Raw genomic sequence first — 1678 nt, forward strand, 5'->3', positions numbered from 1 at the left:
TATCTTACAAATGGCCAACTGACATTAAAAGATATCACCATTGACGGCAGCATCCCGGGAGGTGGACCGGTTTCAGGAAGAATAATTAATCCTGAATTACGAAAGTACCACCTCATAAAAATATAAAAAAGTGCCCAGATCTTTGGTAGAATGGTGTTTGTCAAGAACAACATCACCCAAAGAGAGGAGCACCTTTAAGGTGAAGTCTACCACAAAAATCGCATCATTGAAAACGGAATTTTCTATGAGAAATGCTACAAATTTTGCAGGAAGCAAAGTGATCCTGGGATTTCTTGAAAACATCGGTTTGAATCAAGCCCTTCAGAGCCTTGGACTAGCCAAAGCGGCGAATGCTATCTTTCCGACGCATCGCATCCTGCAGATGCTCATTATCGGCTGGATTTTGGGCTGTGAACGTCTCTTTCACTTCAAGTCCCTACAAGGTGATGCCTTGATCGCCCAGGCCGTTGGCGGCCGAGTGCCGCACCACACGTTGCTGGGCAAGGACTTGCTTCGTCTGGGCAAGGCCCACGACCATGTAGCACCGGCCCTGCGGAAGCTGAACGTCGAGATCATCGCACCGCAGTTGCCCGACGCCTTGATTCTGGATCTGGATTCCACGGTTGAGACCGTGTACGGCAACCAGCAGGGAGCGGAAGTCGGCTACAACAGTCACAAGCGTGGTCGCAAAAGTCTTCATCCCTTGCTCGTGTACGAAGGGCAGTCGCGGATGCTGGTGAATGCCGCACTGCGTCCCGGCAACACGAGCAGTTCGACCGACGTCCTTGCGTTTGCGCGGCAAACGCTGGCGTTGCTTCATTCCCACAACGTACGCTATGCCCGTTTTGACAAAGGCTTTGGCGGAGAAGACTTTTACGCGTTTTGGGAGTCCCGCCAAATCGGCTACGTCGGCAAGCTGAAATGGACAAGTCGCCTCCAGGAGCACGTCAAAGCCTGTGAGCACTGGCAACGCTTTGTGGATGAGGACTGGATCATCGAAGGCATCGTGCTGGCCTACCAAGCGATCGGTTGGAAGAAGATGCGTCGTGTCGCCGTCATCCGCAAAATGCCGCGCTGGGACGGGGACCAGTCTCAACTGGAGCTCGACTTGCTCTGGCAATACGAAGCCATGGTCACAACGGAAGCCTGGGAAGCCATCGACGTGTGGCGGTTTTACAACCAGCGCTGCTGCATGGAGAACTACATCAAGGAAGGTAAGAATGGCTTTGCCATCCACCGCATTCCAACGCAGTCGTTTGCCGCCAATGAAATCGACCTGCTCTTAAAGTTGCTCGCCTATAATCTTTTTGAGCGATTCAAGCATCATTGTTGTGAGCCGATTCACCGATCCTACACTATCCAGCAGTTCCGGCGAACGTTTTTTGTTTGTGCAGGTGTGTTTGTCCAGCATGCCCGCCAAATGACATTGAAGCTGAGTACATCCTTCCAAAACCAGTGGGCATGGCGACGCATGGAACGAAAAAGCATTTTATTGGAATAAACAATAATCCCAATTTGTGTCTTGGAAATGCCGTTGCCCCTTCATGTGGGGAGGGGGAAAGTGATGGCTTTTTTGCTCGCATTTCATTTTGATTGCATATTCTCCCTCCATAATTGGTTGTCTTATCCAAGTGCTGCATCTTCAAAAGCCCGATTTTATAGGCTTTCGTAATTCAGG

The 1678-nt window shown here is 50.6% G+C and carries 1 protein-coding gene; it reads left to right on the top strand.

What is annotated here, in order from left to right; all coding sequences use genetic code 11:
* Positions 1-199: 199 nt before the first annotated feature.
* On the top strand, positions 200-1501 hold the full coding sequence (locus H7B90_RS25205; protein ID WP_185138666.1) for an IS1380 family transposase: 1302 nt from the start codon (positions 200-202) through the stop codon (positions 1499-1501).
* Positions 1502-1678: the final 177 nt, after the last annotated feature.

The sequence above is a fragment of the Cohnella xylanilytica genome, assembly GCF_014212175.1.
GTDB lineage: Bacteria > Bacillota > Bacilli > Paenibacillales > Paenibacillaceae > Cohnella > Cohnella xylanilytica.